Genomic DNA, 5,365 nt, shown 5'->3' with positions numbered 1-5,365 from the left:
TTTGTATTTTGATGTTCTGTGCCATATGTATGCATTACACCATCAAGTGTTGGAAGATATAGATATGAAAACTCAATCTCTTTTTTATCAATCTCTTTTTTTAAAGCATTGATATTATAAGTTTCACTTTTTCTCCAGTTTGAGCAGTGGTAGGGAATATCATTTTGTACACACCAGTCAAAAATTGTGTCTGTTTTTAAGATTCCATTTGGAACAAAATAGTCATGTTTTTCTAAGTAATCAAAATATGGTAAATGAGCAAAAGGAACAGAATATATTTCAAAATAACCTGTGTAACCATTTATTGCTTTCATTAATCTACTTAAATAATGTCTTGGTCTAAATCTATCAAAAATTCTTTTTGGTAAAAAAGATAGATATTTACAAAACTTAAAAGGTGAGTTTTTTGGGTCATAATAAAAACTTGACCAATGAGTATGTTCATTTGGGTATCTTCCTGTTAAGATTGATGGATCTGCACCTGAAGAGAAACCAAAAGTTGTTTTTAGTTTTTTTCTTGTATCTATTGCTTTATGATTAAATCCATGTTTATTATAAACTTGCCAACCAAAACCATCTATAAAAACGAATAACGATAACTTTTTCATTTTAAATCTCCCAATTGATTTTAAGAAGATTAACAATAATGGGTGCAAAAAGATTGCAATTATAAAAAAATATTTAAATAGTATTTAATAATCTTATCCTATAATGAAAATAAAGATTTATAAGGGTTTATATAATGAAAGCTTTATTTATATTACTTGTTTTCCTTTCATATAGTTTTGCAAGTGAATTAACTTTAGGTGTAGTTCCACAACAAAGTGCATTAAAACTTTCTAAAAAATGGCTACAAATTACAAACTATTTAAAAGATGAAACAGGAATAAATGTAGTTTTTAAAACAAAAAGTTCTATTCCTTTATTTGAAAAAGAATTATATAGTGGCGCTTATGATATAGCATATATGAATCCTTATCATTTTATTGTTGCTAATGAAAAACAAAATTATGAAGCTTTTATTAGAGCTAAAAAAAACATTATTGGGATAATTATTTCAAAAGAAAAAAAAGCTGATTTTTCTTTTGATAATTTGAAAAATAAAACATTTTTATTTCCTGCTCCAAATGCCTTTGCAGCTACTCTTTTAACAAAATTTGAACTAAAAGAAAAGTTTAATTTTGATATTCAAAAACATGGGAAAATTTTATATGTAAACTCTCATGATTCAGTCTATAAAGGTATTGCAAGAGATGTTGGTTATTTAGGTGGTGGAATTATTAGAACATTTAATAATTTTAAAGACTCAATTGATAAAGAGAAAATAAATATTGTTTATAAAACAAATCCATATCCAAGCCATCCAATTGCGTATAATAAAAGAGTTAAAAAAGAAGATATTAAAAAACTTGAAAAAGCATTTTTAAATATGCCTGATGAATTAAAAACATTATTAAGTATAAAAGAGTTTATAAAAACAAATACAGCAGAATATGATAGTATTAAAAAAATTGGTATAAAGTAAGTCATGTCATTTAAATATAGATTTATTTTATCATTTGTATTACTAGAAGTATTTTTTATTGTTTTAATAGTTACTTTTAACTTTATTACTATTAATAACTCTGCAAAACAGTTAATCAAACAAAAAATCGAATCAAATATCTCATTATTAGAGCAGTTAGTAAAAGTACCAATTAGTATTTATGATGTTGCTACTTTGGATAATTTAGTTATTAATGCAAGAAAAATTCCCTATATAAATTCTCTTGTAATTTTAGGTCCTAATGATAATATTTTATCAAGCAAATATGTTTATAAATATAAAGAGTTAGATGAGTTAATAAAAAGCAAAAAGAATTTTGACTTTTCAATCGATGATGAAATATACAAAGTAAGTTATGTAAAAATCTATGAAGAAGATTTTTATTTAGGTTCTATGTATATAGTTTTTGATTTAAGTAAAAACTTTAGATTTATTAATGAAAATAAAAAAAACACCTTATATATAATCTTACTTGAGATTTTAATTTCAACATTATTATCATATTTTATTGGTGTTAGATTAACAAATATGCTAACAAAACTATCAAATGTTGCTAAAGATATTGGAGAAAATAAAAATCCCCAAATTCCTTTTTTAAATAAATCTGATGAAATAGGAATACTTGCAAAATCCTTACGAAATATGCAAGCTGATATACAATATAGAAGAGATAAATTAAAAGTTTTAGCTATGAAATTAAATAAACAAAAAAATGATTTAATAGATGCACATAAATATAAAGATGATTTTTTAGCAAATATGAGTCATGAACTAAAAACTCCACTTAATTCTATAAATGTAATATCTTCGATTATGATGAAAAACAAACATAATACATTGGATGAAAAACAAGTAAAAAATCTTTCTATTATTAATAGTTGTGGAAATGATTTATTATATTTAATCAATGATGTTTTAGATTTATCAAAACTAGAAGCTGGTGAGATTACACTTGATTATTCACAAATTGATTTTAATAGTTTAATTATATCAGTAAAAGAGATGTTCGAACCTCAAGTTTTAGCAAAAAATATTGATTTTATTTTTGAATATGATAAAGATATTGGATTAATTTATAGTGATAAACAAAGAGTTAAACAAATCATAAAAAACCTACTTAGCAATGCTTTAAAGTTTGTTTCTAAGGGTTCTATATCTTTTATAGTTAAAAATGAAGATGATTATATAAATATCATAATCAAAGATACAGGTATTGGAATTAGTGAAAATAAACTAGAGCATATTTTTGATAGGTTTAAACAAGCAGATAGTTCAACTACTAGAAAATATGGTGGTTCAGGACTTGGCTTGGCTATTTGTAAAGAGTTATTGTATTTACTTAATGGTGAGATTTCTGTAAGTAGTGAAGTTGATAAAGGTAGTACTTTTAGTATAAAACTTCCAAAAAATAAAGATAAAATTATTATAGAAGAAAAGAAGAAAAAAGAACTAAATAAAAATAGTGATATTTTAATACTAAATAATGACCCTTTATCTTTTTTTGTTTTAACAATTGAATTAAAAAAACACTTTGATATACAACAAGCAAATAACTTAGATGAACTTATCTCTTATTCTAAGAGTAAAAAATACTTTTTAGTTATTATTGATATTTCAAAACAAACAGAAAATGAACTTAGTGTACTTAGTGATTTTATAGAAAAAAATTCTATAAACTATGCTTTAATATATGAAGATAAAATTTCTAAAACACTTAAAGAAAAAGCTTCTTTTATATATAAAAAACCACTAGATAAAGATGAATTTCTTGCAAAAATAAATGAGTTAAAGGTTTAAAAATGAATAACTTTTCTGTTTTATTAGTAGATGATGTAAAAGAAAATATACACTCTTTAGAGCTTATAATAGAACATAGTTTTGATATTAATATTTTTACAGCACTAAGTGCAAATGAAGGTATGGAAATATTAATGAAAAATGAAATTGATCTTATTTTAAGTGATATTCAAATGCCTGATATTGATGGTTTTGAATTTGCTCAATATTTAAAATCAATAAATAAAACAAAAAATATTCCTATTATATTTATTACGGGTATTTATGATAAAGAAGATTATCAAAAACGTGGATATAATTTAGGCGCTGTTGAATATATTTCAAAACCTATTGATGATGTTTTATTAACTTCAAAATTAAAAGTATATATTGATTTATATGAAGATAAAAAAAATAGACAACTGGAGTTAATAAAAAAAGATGAACTACTAATACATCAATCAAGAATGGCAACAATGGGTGAAATGATTGGAGTTATTGCACATCAGTTAAAACAACCTCTAAATAACATATCTTTGTACTGTTTAGATGTAAAAGATTCATACCGTTATGATGAAATAAATGATGAGTTTATTGAAGATTTCCATAAAAATACAAAAGAACAAATTTCATTTATGAATGAGACTATTAATGGCTTTATAAACTTTTTTAATCCAAATAAAGAAAAATATGATTTTTATTTAAAAGATGCAATAAAAAAAACTACTCAGCTTTTAGATAAACAACTAATTGATAAAAATATAAATATTATAATAAATATAAATGATGAACAACTTTATGGTGTACAAACAGAGTTAGAGCAAGTATTTGTAAACCTTATTACAAATGCAAAAGAAGCATTTATTGAAAATAATATTGATAATAGAGAAATTTTAATTCAAAGTGAAATAAAAGATAAAAATATCATTATAATAATTCAAGATAATGCAGGTGGAATAAAAGAAGAATATATAAACCAAATATTTGACCCCTATTTTACTACAAAAGAGTTTGGTACAGGAACAGGTCTTTATATGGTTCAGTTAGTTGTAAAATCAAGTTTTAATGGAAACTTAAAAGTACAAACAACACAAAATAATACAAAATTTATTATAGAATTACCTTTTAAATGAAACAATTATTAGAAAAACTATTTAGAGGTCAAGAAGGTAATATCTTACTATTATCATTGATTTTGACTTTTTTATTAACAGTTTTTATTATCATTTGCTATATTATTGATGTAAATTTTGCAAATAAAATTACTGGCATTGTTTTTTCTAATATTTTAGTAGGACGAGTCCCTGCTCTTTCTTTTGGTTATGCTGCTCAATTATCACATTTTATAGTAATTGGTGTAAATATTATTACTGAAATGATTTTAGTAACTACTATTTATTCTTTATTTGTATCAAGTTTTAAAGGTATTGTAAAAATAAAAGTATTAGAAGCTTTTTTTAAAGAGGTTCAAGAACAAAAACAAAAACATCAAAAAAAATTTGATAAATATGGAAAATTTGGACTTTTTATTTTTGTATTTATTCCATTTTGGATGACAGGACCAATTGTAGGTGCTATTATTGGTTTTTTAATTGGTATAAAACATTACTCTATAATCTTTATAGTTTTTATATCCACAACTATTGCAATAGCACTTTGGGGTATTTTTTTACAAGAAATTATAAATACTTTACTTATATTTGATTCTCATTTTGTGTGGATTGTACTTTTTATTTTACTACTTGCTTTATTAATCTTTAGATTTAAAGACTTTATTTATGAAAAAGTTAAAAAGATATTTACATAAAGTTGTTTCTTCATATCTATTTATTATAACTTTTCCATTTTATCTTCAACAAAATCAAGAAACTCTTCTCTATTTTTTTCATCCATATTATTATCTAATATGTCAATAATATACTTGATTCCATTTGTATTTATCTTTTTTATACTTGACAGATAATGAACAAAAGAAATAACTCTTATATCATTTATTGAATATAACTTTTTAATTTCAGTTTTTAAAGGAAGCAATTTTCTATC

At 22.9% G+C, this 5,365-nt stretch carries 5 protein-coding genes and 1 pseudogene; 4 read left to right on the top strand and 2 right to left on the bottom strand.

Translation table 11 applies throughout. The features are described 5' to 3' along the window. Positions 1-608 (bottom strand): hypothetical protein (locus ACERKK_RS06525; protein WP_373772281.1); only part of this gene is annotated, 608 nt, incomplete at its 3' end. A 134-nt stretch (positions 609-742) separates the two neighbouring features. On the opposite strand from ACERKK_RS06525, the gene ACERKK_RS06520 reads away from it, so the two are divergent. The 4 genes from ACERKK_RS06520 to ACERKK_RS06505 are packed head-to-tail and all read left to right on the top strand — an operon-like array spanning position 743 to position 5,129. After that, a complete protein-coding gene (locus ACERKK_RS06520) occupies positions 743-1,525 on the top strand; it encodes a phosphate/phosphite/phosphonate ABC transporter substrate-binding protein (protein ID WP_373772280.1) in 783 nt (260 codons plus the stop codon). Positions 1,526-1,528: 3 nt separating this feature from the next. Continuing rightward, positions 1,529-3,343 (top strand): sensor histidine kinase, encoded by a 1,815-nt coding sequence (locus ACERKK_RS06515; RefSeq protein WP_373772279.1) that lies wholly within the window; start codon positions 1,529-1,531, stop codon positions 3,341-3,343. Positions 3,344-3,345: 2 nt separating this feature from the next. Continuing rightward, positions 3,346-4,455 (top strand): response regulator, encoded by a 1,110-nt coding sequence (locus tag ACERKK_RS06510; RefSeq protein ID WP_373772278.1) that lies wholly within the window; start codon positions 3,346-3,348, stop codon positions 4,453-4,455. Next, entirely contained in the window at positions 4,452-5,129 is a 678-nt protein-coding gene (locus ACERKK_RS06505) for a small multi-drug export protein (RefSeq protein WP_373772277.1), read from the top strand. The genes ACERKK_RS06510 and ACERKK_RS06505 overlap by 4 nt, the downstream gene beginning before the upstream one ends. A 23-nt stretch (positions 5,130-5,152) precedes the next feature. Here ACERKK_RS06505 and ACERKK_RS06500 read toward each other — a convergent pair. Next, positions 5,153-5,365: pseudogene (locus ACERKK_RS06500) on the bottom strand (MerR family transcriptional regulator); the annotation flags it as partial.

This window comes from Poseidonibacter sp. (genome assembly GCF_041821165.1).
Classification (GTDB): Bacteria; Campylobacterota; Campylobacteria; order Campylobacterales; family Arcobacteraceae; genus Poseidonibacter.
Note: the sequence above shows the minus strand (reverse complement) of the source record. Positions and strands in the feature narration are given on the sequence as shown.

Bases quoted from the DNA above. Each gene is read 5' to 3' on its own strand.
- ACERKK_RS06520 (WP_373772280.1), top strand. From the start codon at position 743: ATGAAAGCTTTATTTATATTACTTGTTTTCCTTTCATATAGTTTTGCA.
- ACERKK_RS06515 (WP_373772279.1), top strand. From the start codon at position 1,529: ATGTCATTTAAATATAGATTTATTTTATCATTTGTATTACTAGAAGTA.
- ACERKK_RS06510 (WP_373772278.1), top strand. From the start codon at position 3,346: ATGAATAACTTTTCTGTTTTATTAGTAGATGATGTAAAAGAAAATATA.
- ACERKK_RS06505 (WP_373772277.1), top strand. From the start codon at position 4,452: ATGAAACAATTATTAGAAAAACTATTTAGAGGTCAAGAAGGTAATATC.